Source organism: Candidatus Wallbacteria bacterium, assembly GCA_028687545.1.
Taxonomy (GTDB): Bacteria; Muiribacteriota; JAQTZZ01; order JAQTZZ01; family JAQTZZ01; genus JAQTZZ01.
In genome coordinates, this window is record JAQTZZ010000009.1 from 105,702 (window position 1) to 128,957 (window position 23,256).

Sequence of the window (23,256 nt, forward strand, 5' to 3'; positions counted from 1 at the left end):
ATTGCGCTTCCTGTTCGTTGATTCAATCACAGAAGTGAGTTCAGGCAGATCAATTCGGGGAAAAAAAGCAGTCTCCTATGAAGAATGTTTCCTTTCATCCCCTTACAGCGAAGAAGGGAATTTTCCGATTGTATTTCTGCTGGAAGCCATGGCTCAGCTTTCCTCCTGGCTGATCCAGTACACCCATGATTTCAAATTCCAGCCTTTAATCACAGGCATGGACCTGGTCAGGTTTGGCGGAGACGCCAGTTGCGGGTCTCTGCTTTCCCTGGAGGCGGAGCTGATCAATCACAATGAAGAAGGCGGAGTAGTGAGCAGCAGAGTACTCATCAATGACAGTGTAGTTGCCGAATGCAGCCGCTGCCTGTATTGCAACCTGCCCCTGCAGGAACTCAATGACCCTGACGAAGCCAGGCAGAATTTCAGATCACTCTGTGAAAAGGCCAAATTCCTGTGAAAAAAGACGGAAGGGCACTCAGATCATACAGATTTCTGGACCTGACTCAGGGTATGTGCCGCAAATGCCGGAAAATAGTGGACAGCCAGATCATTGTCAGGGACGGAAGCGTATATCAAAGGAATATCTGCCCTGAGCACGGAGAAAGCGAGTCCATGCTTGCCAGAGACGCAGGATGGTATCTGAAAGTGATAGAATCCCGGCAGGTCACAGACAGACCGAAAGCAGTGGCAAGAAAAATCGACAAAGTCTGCCCCTTTGATTGCGGGCTCTGCGCCTGGCATGAAAAAGGCCTGAATCTTCCCGTTTTTTCCATCACCAATGCCTGCAACCTGGACTGCCCCATCTGTTTCACCTATAACCGCAATGACATAAAGTATTTCATGAGCAAAGAAGAGTTCGGGAAGATTATCGAAAATATCGTTTTGGCGCAAGGCAAAGTGGATCTGATCAACATTACCGGGGGCGAGCCTACCCTGCATCCGCAGCTTTTCGATCTGCTCGACCTGTGCAGAAGGCCTGAGATCGGCAGGGTGACCCTGAATTCCAATGGCCTGACCCTGGCCCAGGACGAAAGCCTGGTGCAGAAACTATCGGAATACGGTATTTACGTGATACTCTCCTTCAATTCATTCAATCACGAAACTACTGCGAAAATACACGGCCAGGACATACTTGATCAGAAGATGAAAGCCTTGGAAAACCTGGAAAAACACGGAGTCAACACCACTCTTCTCAATGTCTCAATCAAGAATCTGAATGACAGAGAAATCGGGGATGTCCTGAAATTCTGCCTGAGCCACGATTTTATCCGCAATCTCTCCATCCAGAATATGACCTATACAGGCTTCGGTGGAAAGGACTTCGGGCCGAGGGAGCATCTGCCGATTGACGAAGTGATAGGAAACATCTGCTCCGCAATGCCGGATGTGTTTACTCCAGATGATTTCACGCCCCTGCCGGGTTCGCATCCTCTGTGCTATTCAGTCTGCTATTTCTTCCATGGCCAGGCCGGCACTTTTCCGCTGAAGCGGTTGTTTTCTAATGAGGAATACCGCAGACTGCTGGGCAGCGGCTACCTGATCAGGCCTGACGAATCGTTCCAGGAACTGCTGAACTCCAAGATCGGGGAAATTTATGCCAACAGAGACACCTTTCCTGAAGCAGACAAGATCCTGAAAATACTCAGGGACATGATTTTACGACTGTTTCCGGAAAAGAGGCTGTCCGAATTCGAGCGCCAGAAAGAAGCTGAGAAATGCATCAAAAACATCTACATCCATTCGCACATGGATGAGGACAATTTCGACCTCTCCAGGATAGTGCGCTGCGGCGACCTGGTGCCTGACACTGACGGCTCTTTCACTCCTGCCTGCAGTTACAATCTTTTTTACCGCATGCATGACGAGCGGTTCTGGAAAAAGGACTGAAAAATGGACGATTATCTGAAAACTTCAGGGAAAAAAATCAGGGATTTTCTGAAAAGCGATGACCCTTTTGTAAAGATCAAGGGGCCTGCGGCCAATTTCCGCGAAAACAGATTCTGCTGCCTGTGCTGGCCGACTCCTGCGAAGCGGGTGCGGCTGCTGAAAAATTATTTTCTCAGCATGCTGGCCTTTGTGGCGCCCACATCTGATCTCAAAACCTTTATCTTCAGGCTGATGGGCGTAAAGATCGGGAAAAACGTGGAATTCGCGGTCTGGGTTTCGATTGAGCCGTCCTTTCCAGAACTGGTCAGCATTGATGACAATGCCCTGATCGGCCTGGGTGTGCAGATCGCCACTCACGAGATGACACACAGCAGTCTGCGCATCGGCAGGGTCAAAATCGGGAAGAACGCGGTGATCGGCGGAGGCACAATCATCCGCGGGGGAGTGACTGTCGGCGACAATGCGGTGACCGGGATTGGCGCTGTGGTGTTGAACGACGTAGCACCCGGAACAACGGTAGTCGGTAATCCGGCCAGGCCGCTGGCAGAGGTGCTGGCAGAAAATGATGACTGACGTTAGAATGGCAAATTTTCCTTATCAATCCGCAGTATCTTTTGTGGGGTGGCCGGGTGTCCGAAGCTGTAACAAAACCCGGAGGGTTTTTCAACAGCTTCAGATGCCAGGACAGGACCCGCCACAAAGCAATGATCTGGCACAACTTTTGGCTGCACATCACTAAAATTTGCCGAATTAGGTGATTGCAGGTGAGGACTCATGGACTACGAATACTTTAAAATCACGCGCAGCCTCTGCCCTGAATGCGGGAAAATCGTTCAGGCTAAAATCGTGTTTGAAAACGACTGCGTATATCTTCTCAAGCATTGCCCTGTACATGGCGAATCCCTGGCCCTGATCTACAGGGACAGGGAAACCTATCTCAGGAATCTGCGCATCAACAAGCCGGCCCTCTATCCGCTGGAATTCGAAAAAAAATATCAGGGCTGCCCGGACAGTTGCGGGCTCTGCAACGAGCATCAGCAGCACACCTGCCTGCCGATCATTGAGATCACTGATCACTGCAATTTCAAATGCCCGATCTGCATAGCAGACAACCGCAGCTCATTCTTTATGGAACCAGCTGAATTCAAGAAAATAATCGAGCGGCTGGTCAGGACTGAAGGAAATCTCGAGCTGATCAACCTGAGCGGAGGCGAGCCGACTCTGCATCCTCAGCTTACTGAGCTGCTTGACATTGCCCTGCGCCAGGAAATCCTGGGTGTATCCATCAGCACGAACGGCAGGCTGTTTTTAAAAAAGCCGGAGCTGCTCGCTGAGCTGTTGCGCCGGAATATTTTCATTTCCCTGCAGTTCGACGGGTTTTCGGACGCTTATTATCAGGCTTTACGCGGTGAAAACCTGCTCGACGAAAAGCTGAAGATCCTGGAAATGCTGGAAAAGAGGAACGCCCCTTCCTCGCTGGTGATGACAGTGGCCAGAAATGCCAATCTCAAAGGTATCTCTCAAGTGCTGGAATTCTTTCTGCAAAAGGACTTTCTGCGCTCGATCATGTTCCAGCCCCTGTCTTTCGCGAATCCGGGAGTGAAATACGATTTTCAGGATGTGACCACAATCCAGGAAGTGATCGCGGAAATTGCCGCAGGTTCCAGGGGAATGATCAGGGAGGAAGACATAGTCTCTCTGCCCTGCTCGCATCCTGCCTGCTTTTCACTCACATATCTGCTGAAGCTCGGCCAGGGCGAATTCATACCTCTCAACCGCCTGGCCAAGGCAGACGATTATCTGGACCTGATCAAGAACAGGGCAATGGCCGGATTCGAACTTGAGACATACGAAAAGATCAGGGAATGCATTTATGATCTCTGGTCTTCTTCAGGAATTCAGCCTGAGTCGCAGAAAATTCTTGCCACGATCAAAAAAATCATCTGCGAAGTCGACGGGGAATCTTCCTGCGAGGCAGGCAGGCTTTTTTCCATTGCAGGCAGCCATGTGAAATCCATTTTCATCCATCATTTCATGGACCGCCATAATTTCGACCTCAGCAGAGCCATGAAATGCTGCACCCAGTATCAGATAAACGGGTCAGGCTCATATCCCTGCTGCGTTTTCAACAATCTCCAAAGGAGAGGCACATGATTTTCAGGCGCAAAGTGTATCTCGACTACAATGCCACCACTCCGCTCGATCCGCAGGTGAAAAAGGCGGTCAGGGAAAGCCTTGATTGCTTCGGCAATCCCTCCTCTCTGCACGCCACAGGCAGGATGAGCAGGAGCCTGATGGAAGAGGCCAGGGTCCATGTCTCGCGCCTGATCAATGCTTCTCCTGAGCAGGTGCTGTTCACTTCCGGCGGCTCAGAAGCCAACAACGCGGTCATCAAAGGGATTGCAGCTGCCATGCCCGGGAAAATCATTACCAGTCAATTCGAACATGCCTCGATCTTCGACACCTGCAAATTTCTGGAGCGCAGGGGCACTGAAGTAGTGTTCCTGGCGCCGGACAGGGATGGAATCATCAGGCCTGAGGCGCTTGAGGCAGTAATTACGAATGACACTGCCCTGGTTTCGGTCATGACGGTGAACAATGAGATCGGCACGATCCAGGATATAGCCAGGCTAGTGGAAATAGCGCACAGTCACGGAGCACTGTTCCACACAGATGCAGTACAAGCTGTGGGGAAGATCCAGGTGGATGTCCGGAAAACCGGCGTGGATTTCCTTACTTTCTCAGCCCATAAGATACATGGACCCAAGGGGTGCGGAGCCCTGTACATCAGGAACCGCAGGCAGTTCACCCCTCTCCTGCACGGCGGGCATCAGGAAAGTCTGCTGCGCGGTGGGACAGAGAATTTCAGCGGGATCATCGGATTCGGGGAAGCCTGCCGCATTGTCTCTGAAAACAGTCTGGCTGACATTCCCAGGCAGAAGGCACTCAGCGCATACTTTCTTAGAAACATCCGCAAATTCCATCCTGCCGCCACCCTGAACGGATCAGCAAGGGAAAGAGTTCCTGGAACTATGAACATCCGGTTTCCCGGCTTCGACAACCGCAAACTGCTGTCCTTACTGGATTATTATGGAATCTCCGTCTCCATGGGATCTGCCTGCTCAGAGGGCAAGAAGGACATATCACACGTTCTCACAGCCATCGGGCTAAGCGAAGATGAAGCCAGGAGCTCACTAAGATTCAGCCTCGGGAAATACACAACTCCGGATGAGCTGAAATACTGCCTGAAGCGCTTGAAAAAGATCCTGCAGGAGGACAACACTGAAACCACTCTGTTAAGTCCTGTTGCGCTTGATGAAACCATACTGATCAACAGCGATTATTACATTGTGGACCTGAGATACGGTTTCCAGCGGGCTCTCAGCGGCATGCTGCCAATGGCGGACAAGGCAGACATTTTCAAACTGGAAGAGGAGTCTGCCCGCTTTCCAAGAGACAGGAAAATAGTGCTGCTCTGCGAATACGGAGCAGACGCCTACAGGAGCAGCTTTCTGCTCAGAAAACTGGGATTTTCAGAAGTTGTGGTGCTGGCAGGCGGGTTTGCCTCCTGGATCGCAGCGCATCCTTTTTTGTATAAAAAATACGTCATGGAGGGCCGGACAATGAAGCTTGTGAACCGCAGGCACGAAGATCAGGCCAGATATTATGACATAGGCATGAAGCTGCACTGGCTGTGGAAATACAAAAAGTTCAGACAAGCGCTGCTCGATAATCTGCCAGGGCTCTCAGGCGGGACACTGCTTGACTATGGCTGCGGCACAGGGCTGATGCTGGAGTATATCCTTGCAAATTCGGATTTCAGCGGCACATACATAGGCTGCGACCCAGGCTTCGGCATGCTGGAAGTGGCTGTGGGCAAGAAGATCAAGCACAAACTCATGGCTTTTGTGCAGGTGGCTGAGACGCCCGAACTGCCGGTCCGTGATTCCTCTATTGACGCGATAGTGCTGAGCCTGGTGACGCATCAGATCTCAAGGGAAGGCAAGCTCAAGCTGTTCAATGAATTCTTCCGCGTGCTGAAACCAGGAGGAATGGTCAGCATTGCGGAGTTTGGGAAGCCGGTGGGCATTTCCGGGAAAATAAGTGCCTGGTACATACGCAAACTCTGGGGCAATATCCTGACAGGAGTGGAATTCAATTCCAGGGACAATTTCGCGGGAAAAATCCCGGTTTTCCTGGAAAAAAGCGGATTCAGAGATGTCAGGATCACCGGCAGTTTCAGCGGGATGATCGACATCATCGCCGCCCGCAAGCCAGCAGTCTAGCTTCAGCAAATTTTCCCGATTTATCTGCTGAAATCCATGTGGGGTGGCCAGTGGCAACTTTTTGGCGCACTGAGCGAAGCGAAGGAGGAAAAAAGTTGCCACAGGACAGGACCCGCCACCAATCAAAGAGTATGCACAACATCTGGCTGCACACCACGAAAATTTGCTTAATAAATTTAAGTTTCTAATTACTCTTCGCTGTCGTCCAGCATGTACTTGAAGCCCATGTAGCCGAGAAATGAGCCGAACAGGGTTCCGATTACTGCTCCTGAAAATACTGAGGACACGAGTATTTTATTGGCTTTATCCGGATTGCTGGATGAAATGAATCCTGTCAGCGGCGGGACAATGGCAGTGGTGATCCCTGCCAGCAGGCCGCCCACAGCTCCCTGTTTCACTGCTTTTTCCAGGTTTTTTTCCTTGATCAGCTTGAGCCAGGCCTTGACAGCCATCTCATTGGACATGGCGCCGGCCAGGCCGCCGAATCCGAGGGAAAGCAGCAGGCGCAGCAAATAAACAGGCCTGAATCTGCAGTTGAAAAGAATGTAAATCGAAGTGGCCACAGTTGGGATGATAGACATCAGGGCACCGATGAGTCTGATGTTCTTTACATACGCCTGGCATACCGGTTTCATCGTTTCACACTCCATTAGATATTGTTGATCTAAAATTAACAAAAAAATTCCTATTTTGCAAAATCGCGGATAAAATATTATGTAGAGTTACAGTGGAATCTGTGAACAAGTTTAAAAGGCAGGAACATGAAAAACAGTTGTCTCAGAATTCCTCTTCCGGTCGCAGCCACGTTATACGCCACAATATTATCCTGGAGTGTTCTTTTTTTTGGCGAACTCGCATTCACGGATTTTATTCAATCGAGCGATTTCTACTGGTTTGTGATTCTAAGCCTGATGATCAATCCCATGATAGGATTTTATGCTGGGCGGGAAATGGAGAAAAAACTGCTGTCAGGTATCGACAATTGCGTTGGTATCGGAACTTTGGCTGGAGCGGGTATCGGCTTCTTCACAGGTACAGCGGTTTTCCCGGCTTTGCTTACAGGCATCAGCAGCGGCAGGATGGATGACGTCATGTTTGCCATCATTCTCGGAACAGGTCCGGGAATTATCGCAGGGCTGATCATAGGCGCGGTTTCAGGGAAACTCATCCGATACAGTTATGCGGAGAGGATAGCTTCTTCAGAGATCTACGGCCAGGCAGGAGGAAAACATTTTTCAGGTTGTGAATTATCTGCAGCAAACCTGTCTGCCAGGTATTCGACCATGCCGCTGATCCTGGCTGCCGCCCTGCAACTGGCATTTTCGTTTATTGTGTTTAAAAACATAGATTCTTCCGGAGAATTCTCACTCTCAAAGCAACTGGTCTTTTCCTTGAAATACCTGATCCCTTTTGCAGTCATTATATTCGAAACAAACAGGGTGATGATTCCAGGATTAAACAGTTCTTCCCTGAAAAAGCTCATGCTGTATTGGTGCATCTTTATCGGCTTCTCATACAGTTCAGGTACCCTCTTTTCCAACATTATCTATTTCTTAATCTTTTTTGCAGGCAGGAGTTTTTTCTGTTATCTCATTCTTTACTGCGGCCTCTTCAGCCAACCTGACCTTTCAGATGCAGGAATTTATCGTTCCCTGATCATCAGAGGAATTACCTTTAATCTTGTGCTTTCCCTGGCGAGTTATATTCCCATGGGAATTTCCCTGCATTACTACTTAGTGCAATATCCGGCTCAAAATGTCTTCAACCTGGTCTCAGATATAGTATTCGGGAGCCTGACCGGCATAGCCACAGGCATGTATCTGCTTCCGAAAATCAGGCCCGACAGACTTGAACAGGCTCATCCAATCGAGGAGACGAAATGACCTGGAAATGCCGGGCGGAAAAATCAATCTAAATGCCGGTAAAAGAGATGCGGGAAAAAACTTTCTGCCTTTTCAGCAATTTACTAGGCGTTCGACTTGAGAACGATCTTCGGAAGCAGGTACAGGCCTGTGGCGAGGCCTGTAAGAGTTCCGCAGATGATGATATGCGATATCGTGATCAGATTGAAAGCAGGATACTGGGTTATGAAATAGTATAAGTTAGAACCCATGGGCACATTGCCTAAAAGAGTATTGGCAAGTTCAAAGATCATGCCTCTGATTATCAGCGAAAGATACAGCGCAGATTTGTTCTGAATCCTGGAAACTTTGAAAAGCCTGTAAAAAAACAATACAAAGCCATAACTGCTGCTGATCAAGAAAGAAATGAAAAATCTGGCAGGATTGTAAAAAATCAGCATGGAATTACAGGAAAGTCCTACAAGCAGACTCCATAGTAGCATGATTAGCGGAACAAAAAAGATCTGTGTATTCCCCACTCTGCACATTATCAATTTTTCCAATGGATAGATGATCAATAAAATTAATCCCGGCACACATAACAAAAGTTGCCTGCTTATAGGAAACTCGTTGGATTCGCTCATGATGGTGAAAAGCAGATAAGAAAAAAGAAACTGGATCACAGCAGTTAAAATTAATGGAATCATCGAATAGCTTGATGATAATTTCAGAGTTGAAAATCCGAATCCGGTTTCTGTGCTTTTATCTCTTAACTTACTCAGGTAATTCTCACTGACTTTGATGATTAATTTTCCTGATTTGCTATAAATTTTCTCCGCATAGCTCTGTGCTAACAGGCCGCCCAGCCAGCGACCGAGCCACATGCCTATAAGCAATCCGGGTCCTGAGCCAAACATAAAAAAAGCAAGACCCCAACAAATACTGGGATAAATAGCTGTGCCTGTAATAAGGCCGATCACAGCTCCATATGAAAAACCAATCTTCTTCCCGATTTCTGAAGAGTTATGGCGTTGCTGAGGATTTTCCAGCAGAATATTGATTATCTGTTTGCCGGCAAAATAGCCTGTGATTGCTATCAGAATCTCTGCTATCAAGTAAACGAAAAACGTATATGCGCCGTAAAGTGGAAAAATAAATCCGAAAACCAGAAAAAAAGGCAATGTCGCGAAAAAAGCGTATTCTGAGGCACTGAATCGTAAAAATTCTATCGTCTCAATTGTAAATAAAGGTTTTATATTGAATTTGGCATAATGCAATGTACCGCAGGCCGAGCATTTTTCCCTGTCTTCATTGACGGTCCCGCACAGGCATTTCCATTTTATGGGCTGCTGCTTCTTATTCATTCCGGCCTTTTCATTACAACCAGGTTCAATCAATTCACACACTTCAAAATTAACAAAAATGTTCCGGTTTTGTAAAATCAGGGATAAAATAATATGTAGATAACTGATAAGTTTTGGAAGATAAAAGGAGACCTCTTGGATTCGGGAAAAATCATCCGTTCATTCCATATCAAGGCAGGTTTATACTCTCTTGCCTGGTTTTATCCGCTGCAGACTTTTGTTTATTATTTAACATTTGGGCGATCCTCAGGGCTTTCATGCCCTACATATTATTTCGTAATCTACTATTCAGTGATTTTTTTGACCAGCTGGTACACCAGCACTCTCTTAACCAGAAACATACCAAAGTTTACTAATTTCAAAGATTTCGAGGACAAAGGCAAATCTCTGGGAAGTGTTTATGGCTTTGTTGCATTTTTCTTATCACTAATTGGCACGGATTTATTTTCCAATAGACTTTGGAGTTTACAAAGTGGGATGTACAAACATGTTCGCTGGTACGAAGATTTCGATACAATGATTATCATTTTCGGCCTGTTCCTCAGTATTTTGGGCGGTCTGCTTGGGCGGTGCCACGGACAGGTGTTAGCAGGTGATCTTTATCGTATTCTTAACCTAAAGAAAGAAGATGGCACTATACAGAGGAACAATAGTTTTCTGACTATTCGCATGAAGGCAGTGAAAATCTGCGCTCCGATCTTCCTGTTAATCTTCATGATCCCATTCGTCTTGTTTGGAAACAAACAGCTGGAATCTTTTGATAAAATACTATCGCTTTTGATGCATGTCTTTTTTTCCTGGATATGTCCTGTAGTCTTGTCCTACCTTGCCGCCATGAAAATAGAAAATACTCTGATACACGCGATCGATGGAAAAAAAGATACCGCTGGCATTGGCTATAAAATCGGCGCGCAGATGGGAGCTATAATCGGATTCATGATCGGATTCGCGATTTTCCCTCAGATCGATATGATGATAGTTGCTGGTGCAGGACCAGGAGTAATCATAGGAACACTGATCGGTCTACCAATCGGAAATCTCATTGCGGATTCTTATGTGAAAATCTTGATAGAGCCAATCGAAGAGTAAAGAGAGGCCGGTATATGACCTGGAAATGTCAATGCGGTGCGGAAAATGTTGATACAGAAAAGTGCAGCGGCTGCGGCAAGTATTATGAAGCATTAAACAAGTCTGATGAGATAGTTAAACCGTTGCCTCTTCCTATTGCAGGTGCTTTTTTCGCGGGCTGCTGGTCCTGGATTTTAATGGCAATTGGAACCGGACTGCTTAACCCACACAACCCACAGCTACTGTGGTTTGATCCGTTAACAATTTTGATATGTCCTTTAATGGGTTATTGTGCAGGTAAATTAATGGAAAGAAACCTTCTCAGAGGTAGCGATCAATGCATAGGCATTGGAGCAGCAGCGGGACTGGCAGTTGGCTTTTTTACAGGCACTTCAATTTTTCCTGTTCTCTTTGAAGCAAACGGGGCTGCCTTTTCATTAATAGCAGGGACCGGGCCTGGTGTTATCCTGGGGATGATCATTGGGGCTTTTTCAGGAAATATTCTGAGAAAAAAATACGCTTTTTTATCTCCTCGGAAATCCAGCAAGCCAAGCCATAGAGATAAAATTGAAGGTGAACAGTAATGTGGAAATGCCAGTGCGGAAATGCGAACCCGGAAAATAAAAAATGTTTATTCTGCGGGGCTCCATATTGCGCTGAATCAGAGCAGAAATCGGGGCATCCAAATAAAAAGACTGGGAGAGATAAAAACGGCATTTCCAAGCTCAAATTCCCATTCAAAGCAGCGATTTATGCAGCACTGTGGTCATGGCCTTTAATTATAATTGGTACTTTAGCATTGAGCGATCCGAACATGCACTCCTCAATTTTTGGGAATTTTACTTGGTTTATTGTTTTAGCAATAATCACTACTCCTCTCATAGGTTTTTGCGCGGGTGCGACTATGGAAGAAAAACTGATAGCTGGTAGAGACAGCTGTGTAGGTATTGGAATTATTGCTGGAGCGGCGGTTGGCTTCATGACTGGGACTGCAATCTATCCTGTGCTTCTGATGGGAGACATTGGAGCATCCCTTATCTTTGGAACAGGACCCGGGATCATAGTTGGTTCAATAATAGGTGGATTTTGCGGAGATCTTCTCAGCAGACGATATTGGGGGGATCAGTGCAAACATTTAGGCAAGACTAGGGATTGATTTTGACAAAAGGCTGGAACATGAAAAAAAGTGACATCAAAATCCCTCTCTCGATCGCCGGTGCGATCTGTGGAGGTGGCAGCTCCTTGATCTGTCTGTGGGTTGCTTCAAAGTTACTGAGTGGAGCAGATGCAATGGGAGTAGTATATTTCAGCCATGATACTTTGTCATTATTTCTTTACTTTTTCACTATACTGGTTTGTACAATGATTGGCTATTTTTCTGGCAGATCAATGGAGCGGGGATTGCGCAAAGGCAGTGAGCGCTGCATCAGGACCGGGGCAACAGCCGGTCTGTTCATCGGTTTCTTCACAGGCACTGCGATTTTCCCTGTGCTGATTGAAGGTATTGTAAGAAATGAAATGGGTGATATCGTTTTTTCTCTTATAGCCGGGACTGGACCAGGAATGATCATAGGGTCAATAGCGGGGGCTGTTTTTGGAAGCACCCTGAGAAAAATATATAGATCTAAAGGTGTATGACCCGGAAGTAAAAAAGCTATTTCACTAACTCAGCGGCCAGTTCAGGGAGCCTTCCCACCAGGTAATAAGGAAGAGAAAGCAAGGTGTATTTTTCCCCCCATAATTGTGACAACAATTGTAATGAAACAGCACATAACTCTGGTGTGAAGTCAAACAGTGATAGCGACTATCTGGCAAAACAGGAGTAAAATATTGCTTGATCCATGATGAAAAGATCAGGCAGGAGAATTCAGATGATCAAATGTTCCAGTTGCGGCACGATCCAAAGAGACGGGCTGGAAAACTGCCCGGCTTGCGGGGCGGCTCTTCCTCCCGAAAAAGTCTCTGATGTTTCTCATGATGACGCAGGCAACGGAGTTGCAGAAGTCGCGACTGCAAAAAAGAAGTGGAGCATTCAGTGGACAAGTCTTCCTGTCGTTGCAGCGCTTTTGACAGGAATATTGCCGATCGCCATTTTTGTGATCAGACTGCCGAATACACCTAAGGTTTTTTACTCGACCATGGGATACATTTTCTATTTTTCACTTGTTACAGCCATTACCTGCCCGCTGATCGGTTATCTTGCAGGCATGGTTATGGAAAAAAGGCTTCGTTCAGGCAGAGATGAATGCACTTTTCTGGGTGGCTGTGCTGGCATGGCAGCAGGATTCCTGACCGGCACTGAAGTTGCGCCTGTATTGATCGACAGTCTTGCGAAAATGGTAATGGGGCGTATAGGAAGTGGAACAGGGGATCTTTACCTTTCCCTGCTCATCGGCACAGGGCCAGGCCTGTTGATCGGTTTGATATTAGGCCGGAAGGCCGGAACAGCCATCGAAAAAAACTACTTGGTCCTAGAGGAAAAGGAAGAAGACAAAAACAGTGAGAGAATGCCGCCTCTGAATGGAGACCTGAAAACAGTGGCTTATTTTGCCATTCCGGTCCTGATGACGCTGTTTTCCCTGGTCTTTTGCCTGGTGTTCAAACAGTTGTCAATGATTTGTGGCGGCATTGAATATTAAATCAAGGACGAAAAGAAGACTCCTGAGGAGGAACCATGGAGTGGCGGCGCCAGATTGGGAGGGCTGAGAAAGCCCATGATAAGCCGGGTGTCCCGGAAAACATTGCAGTCAGGACCGGAGGATTACCGCTCGCTGTTTTAGGTGCCCTGATTGCCGGCTGCTGGGCCTGGAGTGTTCATCGGCATGATCGCCGGCGCAGCTGGTGGGAACAAGCTGAAAAAAAAGTTCCTGAATAGAGCTTCCTGACCGCGATATGTTGTTGATTTCCCTGACCTAATTAAGTATAATAAGGTCAATGGAGTGACCTTATTAAGATTAATGGAGCGAACATGTATATTCCCCAACAACAATTGTCAAATCTCCAAAAGCTGATATCTCCTCAGAAAGCGATTCTGATATACGGACCGCGAAGATGCGGAAAAACCACGTTAATCACTGAGTTTCTGAAGGGAGTTGATGAAAAATACTTGTTCGTCAATGGCGACGACATCTATGTACGGGAATTTTTAAGCAGCCAGTCCATTGAAAAACTGAAATCATTCGTGGGGGACAACAAGCTTCTGGCAATAGACGAAGCACAGAGGATCAAAGGTATTGGCCTTAATCTGAAAATCATTCTGGACCATATCCCGGATCTCAGAGTAATCGCCAGCGGGTCATCGTCTTTTGATCTCTGCCGTGAAGCGGGAGAGCCCTTGACCGGAAGAAAAATCACCTTGCAGCTGTTTCCGCTGGCCCAGTTGGAAATCGGCAGACTGGAGACTAAGGCTGAAAGTGCGGCTCTTCTTGAGGACAGGCTTGTTTTCGGTTCATATCCTGAGATCGTACTGGCAAAAAGTCATGAACACAAAACAAGGCTTCTGAAGGAACTGATCGGATCATACCTGCTCAAAGACATTCTGGAACTGGATGGGATCAAAAATTCCGATAAAATACTCCGGCTGCTCCAGTTGATCGTTTTTCAGATAGGCCGGGAAGTTTCCCTGTCTGAGATCGGCAGGCAGCTTTCGCTGAGCAAGAACACTGTGGACAGATACATGGAGCTGCTGGAGCGGACTTTTGTGATTTTCAGGATTACCGGATTCAGCCGAAACCTGCGCAAGGAAATCACTAAGAGCCACAGATTTTATTTTCTGGATAACGGGGTCAGGAATGCGCTGATCAACAATTTCAATCCCTTGAATTTCCGCGATGATACGGGGATGCTATGGGAAAACTATATTGTGACCGAGAGGATGAAGCGGCGCGAATATACCGGAATAATGGCCAACAGCTATTTCTGGCGCACTTATGAACAGCACGAAATTGATCTGGTCGAGGAATCCGGGGGAATGCTTCATGCCTATGAAATAAAGTGGTCAGGCGGAAAAAAGGGAAACTCAGTCGCCTGGCTGAGTGCTTATCCCGACTCTGAATATCAGATTGTCAGCCGGGAAAATTATCTGAGCTTCATCACTCAAAAAGACCCCTGAGGAGGCGGCATGGAATGGAGAAAACAGAGCGTTTCTGACAGCACCGGTTCTGTAAAAACCCTGTCCAGCTGCAGGAAAGCCTATCAATGAGAATTTCTTCATGACAGACCAGGGTAAAAAAATCGGCTTTGCTGATTGCGGAGTATACAACGGGGTGATTGCCGGACAGCTTCAGGAACTGGGCTGGGAAGTAGCCTGGCCCCCAAAAATTACAAGTAAAACCATCACTCTCGGTTCCGCTCATTCGCCTGAGATGATCTGCTTTCCCTTCAAGGTGACACTGGGGACCATCATCGAGCAGATCCAGTCAGGAGTCAAAAACATCCTGGTCTACAACTCCCAGGGACATTGCAGATTCAGCCATTTCCATAATCTATACAGTCACACCTTGAAAGAGCTTGGGCTGGAATGCAATCTGCTGCTGATCGACCGCAGAAAACCGCTCTCCTCGATCAGGAATGCGGCGAAGAACAATCCAGGAAATCTGAAGATCGCGGCCATTCTTTTCAAGGCCTGGAGAAGGCTGCTCAGGGCAGAGCGGAAGCTGGAAATGAAGTATTCCCAAGGCCGGAAAAAGGTGATTCTGGTCGGTGAGGCTTACTCCACAATCGTGCCTGAACTGAATCATCACCTGCGGGAAAGACTTCTGAATTGCGGGATTGCCACTTCAGCGCCAGCCCTTTTTTCGCACTATTTCCTGAAAAAACACCATCTCCAGCCTAGAACAGCCGAAGACGCCGAGGCACATGAGCTTCTCAACGCTCCCATCGCAGGCTGCGCCTTTGAAAGCGTCAGGAATACTATCGCTGCCGCAGGGCAGGGATTCCACGGCATAATCCATCTCTATCCCTTGACCTGCATGCCTGAAACTACAGTCAGCCCTTTGGTGGATTCCATAGCCAGAGCGCGGAAACTGCCGCTGCTGAAATTCGAGATCGATGAGAATCTATCGCCTCTCAATGTCGAAACCAGGATCGAAACCTTTGCAGAGATTATTAACAACAGAAGATCATGAATGAACAAAAAGAGCTGTTTTTAGGCTGTGATTTCGGCAGCAGCGCCATCAAAGTTGTTCTGCTGGACAATGACAATAATCTGGCAGGATCACATTATGAGCCCAACACAGGGATACTGGAATCGACTTTCAGAGCGCTGGATTCATTCAGATCATTTGAAATCAAAGCTCTGGGCATTACAGGGAGCGGCAGGCATTTCGGGGAAGCCCTTCTCGGTGCAGATTCCCTTGTCACAGAGATCATCGCCCAGGCAAAAGCGGCAGTGTCTTTGCACCCTGAGGTCAGTACAATTCTGGAGATCGGCGGCGAAGACAGCAAGATCATTTTCATAGAGAACGGGCGGGTCTGTGATTTTGCCATGAACACGCTCTGCGGAGGAGGCACAGGCAGCATGCTGGAAAACATCGCCCACAGGCTGGGGATAGACATCAGGGACTATGGCGAACTGGCCCTGCAAAGCAGAAATCCGGTCAGCCTCTCCGGAAAATGCGGGGTTTTTGCCCAGTCTTCACTTGTGTCAAAGCTGAATCAGGGCTTTGACAAATCAGACATAGCCATGGGCGCAGCCAGAGCTGTAGTGAATAATTTTTTCTCGATCCTGGTGAGAAACAGGAAGATCAGGAAGGAAATCCTGTTTCAAGGGGCTACGGCACTCAACAAAGCACTGAAAACCGCATTCCAGGAAAAGCTTCAGGCTGATGTAATCATACCGCAGCATCCTCATCTGATGGGTGCGATCGGCGCAGCCATGCTGGCCCGGGAGCATGTTCCAGGCAGAACTGTTTTCAAGGGCTGGACAAAGCTCAGTCCGGACAAAGTCGCACTGAAACACTCAAATCTGTCCGGATGCGCCAACAGCTGCGAAATTGTGGAGATAGTCAACGGCACCGACGGTTCAGTCAGCCGCTTCGGGCAGCGCTGCGGGAAATGCGGCGCAGATTAAATATTATGGCAAATCAGTGATAGAATGGTGTAAATCTTAAAGGAGCTGACGATGCGCTGGAAATGCCCGTGCGGCAGGGAAAACCTTGATACGAAAAAATGCCTGGACTGCGGAGCTGAGTATTCAGCCGAGTACAATCTCAAATCGCAGGGATTCGATCAGGAAAAATACCAGAAAGCAAGGCAGGAGGAAGGAAACCGCAATTTGGAAAGGCTCCCCTCCCGATTGGCTGTAAAGGCTGCATTGTGGGCATGGGGATTTCTGCTGTTCGGATCACTGATCATCCAATTTAATACGACTGAACTCCAGTGTTCATGGATGTCGGTGATTTTTTCGCCGTTCTTCCTGGAAGACCACAACCTGTATGTTCCTTTCAAATATATTTTACTGGCGGTACTTGCTGTTGCGAGCAGTCCCGCCATAGGCTGGTACACTGGAAAATCAATCGGAAAATTAATCTTAAGTGGGAAAAGAAAAGGTGCTGTCCTTAGTTCGATAGGCGGTGGACTGATTGGCATTATCACCAGCAATGCGATCGACCCTGCGATACTGGACTCTTCCATAAAACACATTGCTCCAGCTTTGATTATCGTCAGCGGACCTGGACTTATACTGGGATTAATTATCGGATGGAACATCGGGGGAAGAATCGACGAGACCCTTGCATTGAAATCATACTCCCCTGCCCATGGGAAAACAAAAACTGAAAAGGAACAGGCTGAACTGAATATCAGCTGGCTGCCCGCTCTGATTGCTATAAATGCCGGAGCCGGATCCTGGATTGCCATCATGCTGGGCGAGTCTTTTTTTGTGACTCTTCGCGGCAGTCATGATTTTACGACTTTTCATGACAGCCAGATTTATCCCTGGTTTGAAGGATTAGCATTTCTAAGCGGCCCTGTAATTGGATACTGCACCGGTCTTGTCATCAGGGAATTCATCTTAAAGGGAGAGAAAGCAGGGGCTGTTTGCGGAGTGTTCGCCGGTGCTCTGATTGGCTTGATAACAGGAACTGCGATCTATCCTGTTATCTTTATAAATCCGGGGCTAGCCGGTTTTCTCGGAACCGGCCCGGGATGCGTCGCAGGAATAGTAATCGGAAAGATTACTGGCAACTATATTGACAAAAAATACTCGCAGGTTGTCAGCATGTATAAGATAAAACGCAGTTCTACCGGGAGTGATGTTGACAGAAAAACTTAAGATTCTTCTGGTCCAGCCTGCCTGGGAAAGCCTGGGTTACAGGCGGAAGATCAAGATCGACGAGCGGAAGATACACCCGCTTTCCGTAGGTGTAGTAGCTGCGCTTTGCGGTACACATGCTGTCAGAATAATCGACGAAGCCCTGGAAAGGGTGCCCTGGACTGAGAAATATGATCTGGTCGGGATCTCGGCCAACACTTATACGGCCCCCAGGGCCTTTGAGTTAGCCGACAGATTCCGGAAACTGAGGATTCCTGTTGTCCTGGGAGGACATCACACCTCATTCCTGCCTGACGAATGCCTGCAGCATGCGGACAGTCTAGTAGTCGGCGATGCCGAAGACACCTGGCCGCAACTCCTGGAGGATTTTCAGGCAGGCGGCATGAAGCAGAGATACACTTCAGGTTTTGACCAATCCGGAAAATCCATTCCTTCTCCCAGGCGGGATCTCTTCTTCAGAACGAAGCGCACTGCTGCCTATTGTCAGGTTTCCAGGGGCTGTGATAACCGCTGCAGATTCTGCTATTTGCAGTATCTACCCTGTAAAAAGATGCGCTACAGGGACCCTGAAGAAGTCCGCAGGGAGCTTCTGACCATTCAGGAAGAAATCATTCTGTTTGTAGATGACAACCTTTTCTGCGATCGAAAATACTGCCTGGACTTCTTCAAATTGATTACTCCCCTGAAAAAAAAGTGGTGGATCCAGGCACCCACCAGCCTTCATTCGGACGATGAGCTGATCTCAGCCATGGCTGCTTCCGGCTGCTTTTCGGTCAGCATCGGATTCCAGACTTCTACAAATCTCAATAATCAGAACGAGTCGATCTATCAGAACAATACGGATAATTATCAGAAACTGGTGAAGCTTCTGCACAAGCATGTCATTCTTGTGGATGGCACTTTCATTTTCGGATTCGACGGCGATACTAAGAACATTTTCAAAAATACAGGCAGACTGATCCGCAGGATCGGATTGGACACCTATACTTTTTATTTTCTCACACCCTATCCGGGAACGGATTACTACTCCAGTCTAAAAGCTGAAGGAAGGCTAATTGAAAACAGCACAGCCAGGTTTGACTGGGATCATGTTGTGGTGAAGCCTGAAAAAATGACTGAAAATGAACTGCGACTGGGTGTAAAAAGACTTTACAGAAATCTGGACATGCGTTATTACCTGCAGAGCGCGATCCGAAGATTCAAAATGTATCGGAGGGTTTTCACAACCTGGAGCCTGTTCAAATTTCTGCTGTCACTTTCAAGGAATTACTTGTCGTCACAGATTGACCCTGACTGAGCTATTTGGATTTTTACCCGAATTCCGGTAAAATGGCACAAGCGACAATTCAAACGGAGGCAGCATGATCAATCTTAAAAAGAACAAAGACAAATACAAGCGGGCAATAGAGCGCGCCAGAGAAAAGAAGATTATCATCCCTACCCTCAAGCAGCAGAAAAACCCGGTCATGATTCCGGACAAGGTCAAGCTGGGATTAAAAAAAATAGGACTTTGGGACATCGACCCTCTCAACCTGTTCCGCATCTCCTGGAAAAACGAACCCAAAGAAAAGGGCGGCCTGCACGATGAAGTGAATTTTCTGGAATTGCCTTCCTCCCTGACAGGCGTTCAGGCCAGGATTTTCGCGCTGATCGGTAAATGGTTTCCTACTGGCTGCCATAAAGTGGGAGCATCATTTGGCTGCCTGGTACCACCTCTGATCACCGGACAGTTTGACCCCTCAGTCCAGAAAGCGGTCTGGCCCTCTACCGGCAACTACTGCCGTGGCGGAGCCTATAACTCACGCCTGCTGGGCTGCGATTCGATCGCGATTCTGCCCCAGGGCATGAGCAGCGAAAGATTTGAATGGCTGAAAACAGTGGCTACTGAAGTTATCGCTACTCCGGGTACAGAGAGCAATGTCAAGGAAATCTACGACAAATGCCATGAACTGCGCGCCACCAGGAAAGACATCATGATCTTCAACCAGTTCGAGGAAATGGGGAACCATCTCTGGCATTACGAAGTCACAGGCAATGCCATGGAGGAAGTTTTCCAGAATGAGATGGGAGAGAAAGGCCGCCTGGCAGGTGTGTGCCTGACATCAGGTTCGGCCGGCACGCTCGGCTGCGGAGACTATCTCAAGAAACAATACCCTGGGGCAAAGATTGCAGTGGGCGAAGCGCTGCAGTGCCCGACCCTGGTTTACAACGGTTACGGGGCGCACCGCATCGAAGGCATAGGCGACAAGCACATCCCATGGGTCCACAATGTCAGGAACACTGATCTTGCGATCGCCATCGATGACGAAGATTCCTGGAGGCTGGTGCGGCTCTTCAATGACCCTGTGGGAAGGGAATACATGATCAACAACGGAGTACCCGAAAAACTGGTGGAAAAGCTTGATCTGCTGGGTATTTCGGGTATCGCCAACCTGCTGACTGCGATCAAGTTCGCGAAATATTACGAATTGACGGACCGCGATGCCGTGTTTACGGTCTGCACCGACTCCATGCAGATGTATGGAAGCCGCCTGCTGGAGCAGAAAAAACTGGAGCCAAAGTATGGAAAACCGGAGGCTGCCAGGGATTTTCACCGGCATCTGCTGGGTCTTAAAACCGACCATATGCTGGAGCTTTCGTACTATGACAGGAAGAGAATCCACAATCTTAAATACTACACCTGGGTCGAACAGCAGGGGAAAACTGTGGAAGAACTCAACGCCCAGTGGTATGACTCCGAATACTGGGAAAGCATCCATGCCCAGGCACCGGAAATCGACAAGCTGATCGATGAATTCAACGATGCGACAGGATTATTGAAAAATTTAAAGTAAGACGAGCATTTGATCATAATCTGAAAGTTGGAGGAAGGCATGAATTTTCGCCTGGATTACCGGAATGTTCTCCCCTTTGTCAGCGAGCGGGAAATTTTATCCTTGAAAGACAAAATTCTTAAGGCCGACAAGCAATTATCGACCGGAAAAGGAGCAGGCGCTGAATTCACGGGCTGGCTCCACCTGCCGTCCAAGATCGGAAAAAAGGAACTCGCAGAGATTAAAAAACTGGCCTCTGAAATCAGGAAAAATGCTGAGACGCTGGCAGTAGTTGGCATTGGAGGATCATACCTGGGTGCAAGAGCTGCGATTTCAGCCCTCTCCAAAGACAGCAAGTTGGGAATAGTCTATTCCGGCAAAAACATCAGCGGACAGGAGATGGAGCATCAGCTCGCCTGCCTTGAAAAACGCGATTTCTATCTTAATGTCATTTCTAAATCAGGTACTACCACAGAGCCGGCGATCGCTTTCAGGATGCTGAAAAAACTGGCGCAGAAGAAATACGGGAAAAAATACGGGCAGCATATCATTGCCACCACAGATGCCCAAAAAGGAGCCCTGCGCAAGCTGAGCGATCAGGAAGGCTTCCGCACCTTCGTAATCCCCGACAATATCGGCGGGAGATTTTCGGTGCTGACCCCGGTAGGTTTGATTCCCATTGCCTGTGCTGGAATAGATATCGAAGCGCTCGTGGCAGGGGCTAAAGCTGCGGAAGAATTCTGCGCCAAAAAAGGGCTGAAAGACAACCCGGCGTTTCTGTATGCCGCGATCCGATTCCTGCTTTATAAGAAAGGCAAGAAAGTTGAGATGATGTCCAGCTTTGATCCCAGGCTGCGTTACCTGACTGAATGGTGGAAGCAGTTGTTCGGCGAATCCGAGGGAAAGGGCTGCAGGGGAATTTTCCCGGCTTCCTGCACATTCACCACTGACCTGCATTCACTCGGGCAATACATTCAGGATGGGGAGAGACAGCTGTTCGAGACTTTCCTGGTGGTGGAAAAAACTTCCAAACTCAAGGTCCAGTCCGAAAAAGGCGACCTCGATGGGCTGAACTATCTTGCAGGCAGAACTATTGATGAGATCAATCTCAAGGCATACGAAGGAACCAGGCAGGCACATACCGACGGGAAGGTCCCGAACCTGAGCCTGATCATGCCTGAACTGAACCCCAAAACACTGGGAGAACTGCTTTATTTCTTTGAGATTAGCGTGGCGATCAGCGGTTACCTGCTGGGGGTAAACCCCTTTGACCAGCCTGGCGTGGAAGCTTACAAGAAGAACATGTTCAGGCTGCTCGGGAAAGGATGACTGGTTGCCGGAAAACCATAAGCTCCTGACGCTGGTTTTCATCTCCGTTTTCGCCATAGTCGCCTATCATGCTGCTCCTGACATGACTTCAGGTGATTCCTGCGAGCTTGTGGCATCTTCGGAACTTCTGAATATTCCGCAGTCCGGTTCTTCCCACTTGTTTTCGCTGATCAGTAAAGTTTTCCTGTCAGCTGATATTTTTCCCTTGAAAGTGATCCGCTTCGCCAACCTCATGTCTGCGTTTTACTTATCCCTCTGCTATCTTGTGCTTTTCCTGATTATGAATCGCATGAAGATTGAACAGTACCTGTCAGTTGCCCTGCTTGGCTTTCTAGTCACTTCTTTTATTTCAAGCGTAGGATTCAGAGTGGAAGTTTACAGTCTGAATCTATTGTTTCTAGCCCTTCACCTCTATTTCATCCAGAGCTTTTTCCTGAACCCCAGGCAGAAGTGGCTGTTGCTGGCTGGTTTCATTCTGATCCTGTCGTTTTCGCTGCAGCTTACAAATCTTGTCCTGATCCTGCCGCTCTGTGTTCTCTGTTATCAGGAACGGGGAAAAATTTCTAAAGGAGTGGCTGCGCTGACTATAGCACTTGCACTGACACCCTTCCTTTTCCTTCTGATCAGGGCTCAAGGGGATGTGATCTGGAATTACAGCAAACCTGATTCGATCACAGTCAGCTATCACAACCTGGTTGATTCAGGAAAAAATCTGAAGGTTTTGTTGCTGGCTGGGTTTCCGGAACTGTTGATCAGATGCAAGGAATATCTGATCCTGCTCGGATCTCTTTTGAAATTTCTGCTGATTTTTCCAGTGGTACTCTTCATTTATGGGAAAAGCCGGGGATTCACTGCCTACTTACTGGCATTAGCTTTACTGAATACCGGATTTTTCCTGATCACTCCGTGCCTGCCGCTTTCTAAATTCCACTTTTATCTGCCCTCGCTGATCTGCTTTTTCCTGATCGCAGCGCAGGGCACTTCGCAATTCAGCCGCCGGAATTTTACCCTCGTCTTATCGACAGTCCTGATTATTTCAGCGCTGGGGAATTATTATCTGCTCTGCAGAGACTCCATGCGCAATGATTTTCTGATCAGGGAGTGGGTGGAAAAGAGCCTTGCTTTTCTGCCTCAGAAATCGATACTGCTGGTATCAGGAGATGAACTGGCTTTTCCCCTGTTTTACGCACAGTACGTTGAAAAAATACGCACAGACATCATGGTGGTGGACAGTTCTCTGATCAGTATTCCATGGTACAGAGATTATTTGAGGAAATATCTTGGGCTGGAACCGGAGGCTCTGTCTGAGGGACTGGCGCATGGCGGTCTGACAGGAGTTTTCAGCGCCGAAAAACATCCCGTAGAGACTACCTATTTTTTCAATAACTACGGACA

Annotated in this window: 22 protein-coding genes; 20 read left to right on the forward strand and 2 right to left on the reverse strand. The window is 47.9% G+C overall.

Annotated features, from left to right (window positions below; genetic code table 11):
* Position 1: 1 nt before the first annotated feature.
* The 5 genes from PHW04_06530 to PHW04_06550 all read left to right on the forward strand — a co-directional run bounded on the left by PHW04_06530 (position 2) and on the right by PHW04_06550 (position 6,173).
* Positions 2-457, forward strand: a complete 456-nt coding sequence (locus PHW04_06530; protein MDD2715534.1) for a hypothetical protein — start codon at positions 2-4, stop codon at positions 455-457.
* Positions 454-1,887, forward strand: coding sequence for a radical SAM protein (locus tag PHW04_06535; GenBank protein MDD2715535.1), 1,434 nt, complete (start codon positions 454-456; stop codon positions 1,885-1,887). The genes PHW04_06530 and PHW04_06535 overlap by 4 nt, the downstream gene beginning before the upstream one ends.
* 3 nt (positions 1,888-1,890) lie before the next feature.
* The gene (locus tag PHW04_06540; protein ID MDD2715536.1) at positions 1,891-2,460 is read left to right on the forward strand and encodes a DapH/DapD/GlmU-related protein; all 570 of its coding nucleotides are present in this window, start codon (positions 1,891-1,893) and stop codon (positions 2,458-2,460) included.
* Positions 2,461-2,661: 201 nt separating this feature from the next.
* Positions 2,662-4,041, forward strand: a complete 1,380-nt coding sequence (locus tag PHW04_06545; protein MDD2715537.1) for a radical SAM protein — start codon at positions 2,662-2,664, stop codon at positions 4,039-4,041.
* Positions 4,038-6,173, forward strand: coding sequence for an aminotransferase class V-fold PLP-dependent enzyme (locus tag PHW04_06550; GenBank protein MDD2715538.1), 2,136 nt, complete (start codon positions 4,038-4,040; stop codon positions 6,171-6,173). Before PHW04_06545 ends, PHW04_06550 begins: the two co-directional genes overlap by 4 nt.
* A gap of 188 nt (positions 6,174-6,361) precedes the next feature.
* Here PHW04_06550 and PHW04_06555 read toward each other — a convergent pair whose 3' ends face one another.
* Positions 6,362-6,808 (reverse strand): hypothetical protein, encoded by a 447-nt coding sequence (locus tag PHW04_06555; protein MDD2715539.1) that lies wholly within the window; start codon positions 6,806-6,808, stop codon positions 6,362-6,364.
* Positions 6,809-6,934: 126 nt separating this feature from the next.
* Here PHW04_06555 and PHW04_06560 point away from each other — a divergent pair, with 126 nt between their 5' ends.
* Positions 6,935-8,056: a hypothetical protein gene (locus tag PHW04_06560; protein ID MDD2715540.1), complete on the forward strand. Its 1,122-nt coding sequence runs from the start codon at positions 6,935-6,937 to the stop codon at positions 8,054-8,056.
* 83 nt (positions 8,057-8,139) lie between these two features.
* Here PHW04_06560 and PHW04_06565 read toward each other — a convergent pair whose 3' ends face one another.
* Positions 8,140-9,378 carry a hypothetical protein gene (locus PHW04_06565; protein ID MDD2715541.1) on the reverse strand — a complete coding sequence of 413 codons (1,239 nt, stop codon included), beginning with the start codon at positions 9,376-9,378 and terminating at the stop codon, positions 8,140-8,142.
* Between the two features lie 135 nt (positions 9,379-9,513).
* Between PHW04_06565 and PHW04_06570 the strand changes: the two genes are divergently transcribed.
* From PHW04_06570 to PHW04_06635, 14 genes are all read left to right on the forward strand, one after another.
* Entirely contained in the window at positions 9,514-10,467 is a 954-nt protein-coding gene (locus tag PHW04_06570) for a hypothetical protein (GenBank protein ID MDD2715542.1), read from the forward strand.
* 14 nt (positions 10,468-10,481) lie between these two features.
* Positions 10,482-11,030, forward strand: a complete 549-nt coding sequence (locus PHW04_06575; protein MDD2715543.1) for a hypothetical protein — start codon at positions 10,482-10,484, stop codon at positions 11,028-11,030.
* Complete coding sequence (locus PHW04_06580) at positions 11,030-11,602, forward strand: hypothetical protein (GenBank protein ID MDD2715544.1); 573 nt, start codon at positions 11,030-11,032, stop codon at positions 11,600-11,602. Before PHW04_06575 ends, PHW04_06580 begins: the two co-directional genes overlap by 1 nt.
* A gap of 20 nt (positions 11,603-11,622) precedes the next feature.
* Positions 11,623-12,084, forward strand: coding sequence for a hypothetical protein (locus PHW04_06585; protein ID MDD2715545.1), 462 nt, complete (start codon positions 11,623-11,625; stop codon positions 12,082-12,084).
* Positions 12,085-12,317: 233 nt separating this feature from the next.
* Positions 12,318-13,085 carry a hypothetical protein gene (locus PHW04_06590; GenBank protein MDD2715546.1) on the forward strand — a complete coding sequence of 256 codons (768 nt, stop codon included), beginning with the start codon at positions 12,318-12,320 and terminating at the stop codon, positions 13,083-13,085.
* A 35-nt stretch (positions 13,086-13,120) separates the two neighbouring features.
* On the forward strand, positions 13,121-13,321 hold the full coding sequence (locus PHW04_06595) for a hypothetical protein (GenBank protein ID MDD2715547.1): 201 nt from the start codon (positions 13,121-13,123) through the stop codon (positions 13,319-13,321).
* A gap of 93 nt (positions 13,322-13,414) precedes the next feature.
* Complete coding sequence (locus PHW04_06600; protein ID MDD2715548.1) at positions 13,415-14,557, forward strand: ATP-binding protein; 1,143 nt, start codon at positions 13,415-13,417, stop codon at positions 14,555-14,557.
* 100 nt (positions 14,558-14,657) lie between these two features.
* Positions 14,658-15,572: a hypothetical protein gene (locus PHW04_06605; GenBank protein ID MDD2715549.1), complete on the forward strand. Its 915-nt coding sequence runs from the start codon at positions 14,658-14,660 to the stop codon at positions 15,570-15,572.
* Positions 15,569-16,516, forward strand: a complete 948-nt coding sequence (locus PHW04_06610) for an acyl-CoA dehydratase activase (GenBank protein MDD2715550.1) — start codon at positions 15,569-15,571, stop codon at positions 16,514-16,516. Before PHW04_06605 ends, PHW04_06610 begins: the two co-directional genes overlap by 4 nt.
* Before the next feature lie 51 nt (positions 16,517-16,567).
* Entirely contained in the window at positions 16,568-17,719 is a 1,152-nt protein-coding gene (locus PHW04_06615; GenBank protein MDD2715551.1) for a hypothetical protein, read from the forward strand.
* Positions 17,703-19,016 (forward strand): radical SAM protein, encoded by a 1,314-nt coding sequence (locus PHW04_06620; GenBank protein MDD2715552.1) that lies wholly within the window; start codon positions 17,703-17,705, stop codon positions 19,014-19,016. Before PHW04_06615 ends, PHW04_06620 begins: the two co-directional genes overlap by 17 nt.
* A 64-nt stretch (positions 19,017-19,080) precedes the next feature.
* Positions 19,081-20,553 carry a pyridoxal-phosphate dependent enzyme gene (locus PHW04_06625; GenBank protein MDD2715553.1) on the forward strand — a complete coding sequence of 491 codons (1,473 nt, stop codon included), beginning with the start codon at positions 19,081-19,083 and terminating at the stop codon, positions 20,551-20,553.
* 39 nt (positions 20,554-20,592) lie between these two features.
* A complete protein-coding gene (locus PHW04_06630; protein ID MDD2715554.1) occupies positions 20,593-21,861 on the forward strand; it encodes a glucose-6-phosphate isomerase in 1,269 nt (422 codons plus the stop codon).
* Positions 21,862-21,865: 4 nt separating this feature from the next.
* Positions 21,866-23,256: DUF2723 domain-containing protein (locus tag PHW04_06635; protein MDD2715555.1), on the forward strand; the 1,391-nt coding region annotated here is incomplete at its 3' end.

What these genes read in the sequence shown, in the direction of transcription:
- PHW04_06555 (MDD2715539.1), bottom strand. Translation starts at nt 6,808, where the DNA reads ATGAAACCGGTATGCCAGGCGTATGTAAAGAACATCAGACTCATCGGT.
- PHW04_06550 (MDD2715538.1), top strand. Translation starts at nt 4,038, where the DNA reads ATGATTTTCAGGCGCAAAGTGTATCTCGACTACAATGCCACCACTCCG.
- PHW04_06630 (MDD2715554.1), top strand. Translation starts at nt 20,593, where the DNA reads ATGAATTTTCGCCTGGATTACCGGAATGTTCTCCCCTTTGTCAGCGAG.
- PHW04_06565 (MDD2715541.1), bottom strand. Translation starts at nt 9,378, where the DNA reads ATGAATAAGAAGCAGCAGCCCATAAAATGGAAATGCCTGTGCGGGACC.
- PHW04_06625 (MDD2715553.1), top strand. Translation starts at nt 19,081, where the DNA reads ATGATCAATCTTAAAAAGAACAAAGACAAATACAAGCGGGCAATAGAG.
- PHW04_06575 (MDD2715543.1), top strand. Translation starts at nt 10,482, where the DNA reads ATGACCTGGAAATGTCAATGCGGTGCGGAAAATGTTGATACAGAAAAG.
- PHW04_06615 (MDD2715551.1), top strand. Translation starts at nt 16,568, where the DNA reads ATGCGCTGGAAATGCCCGTGCGGCAGGGAAAACCTTGATACGAAAAAA.
- PHW04_06595 (MDD2715547.1), top strand. Translation starts at nt 13,121, where the DNA reads ATGGAGTGGCGGCGCCAGATTGGGAGGGCTGAGAAAGCCCATGATAAG.
- PHW04_06545 (MDD2715537.1), top strand. Translation starts at nt 2,662, where the DNA reads ATGGACTACGAATACTTTAAAATCACGCGCAGCCTCTGCCCTGAATGC.
- PHW04_06605 (MDD2715549.1), top strand. Translation starts at nt 14,658, where the DNA reads ATGACAGACCAGGGTAAAAAAATCGGCTTTGCTGATTGCGGAGTATAC.
- PHW04_06580 (MDD2715544.1), top strand. Translation starts at nt 11,030, where the DNA reads ATGTGGAAATGCCAGTGCGGAAATGCGAACCCGGAAAATAAAAAATGT.
- PHW04_06560 (MDD2715540.1), top strand. Translation starts at nt 6,935, where the DNA reads ATGAAAAACAGTTGTCTCAGAATTCCTCTTCCGGTCGCAGCCACGTTA.
- PHW04_06600 (MDD2715548.1), top strand. Translation starts at nt 13,415, where the DNA reads ATGTATATTCCCCAACAACAATTGTCAAATCTCCAAAAGCTGATATCT.
- PHW04_06585 (MDD2715545.1), top strand. Translation starts at nt 11,623, where the DNA reads ATGAAAAAAAGTGACATCAAAATCCCTCTCTCGATCGCCGGTGCGATC.
- PHW04_06610 (MDD2715550.1), top strand. Translation starts at nt 15,569, where the DNA reads ATGAATGAACAAAAAGAGCTGTTTTTAGGCTGTGATTTCGGCAGCAGC.
- PHW04_06590 (MDD2715546.1), top strand. Translation starts at nt 12,318, where the DNA reads ATGATCAAATGTTCCAGTTGCGGCACGATCCAAAGAGACGGGCTGGAA.
- PHW04_06540 (MDD2715536.1), top strand. Translation starts at nt 1,891, where the DNA reads ATGGACGATTATCTGAAAACTTCAGGGAAAAAAATCAGGGATTTTCTG.